Consider the following 258-nt stretch of genomic DNA (forward strand, 5'->3'; position numbering starts at 1 on the left):
CAATGCGCTGCACCGCCGCCGCACGCCACTGCCGCATCTCGGCCAGCGGAATCGGCTCTCCCGTGTAGCTGCTTTCCCAGATCCCGAAGTCCTCGCCCAATTCCGCAGCCGCCTGCGCATACAACCCGCCGTACACCTGCTGCCACTGGGCAACCAGCTCGGCCTCGCGTTCGGGCTCGCGTTCGAGCATCTGCTGCGCATCAAGCACCACATAGCCCACGAGTTGGCCATCGTGGGGGGTCACGATCGCTTGGGCCA

The 258-nt window shown here is 66.3% G+C and carries 1 protein-coding gene; it reads right to left on the bottom strand.

The window, feature by feature from the left end; all coding sequences use genetic code 11:
- Positions 1-244 (bottom strand): hypothetical protein (locus tag BST12_RS30080; protein ID WP_139802136.1); only part of this gene is annotated, 244 nt, incomplete at its 3' end.
- Positions 245-258 lie beyond the last annotated feature (14 nt).

The organism is Mycobacterium angelicum, from assembly GCF_002086155.1.
Lineage (GTDB): Bacteria > Actinomycetota > Actinomycetes > Mycobacteriales > Mycobacteriaceae > Mycobacterium > Mycobacterium angelicum.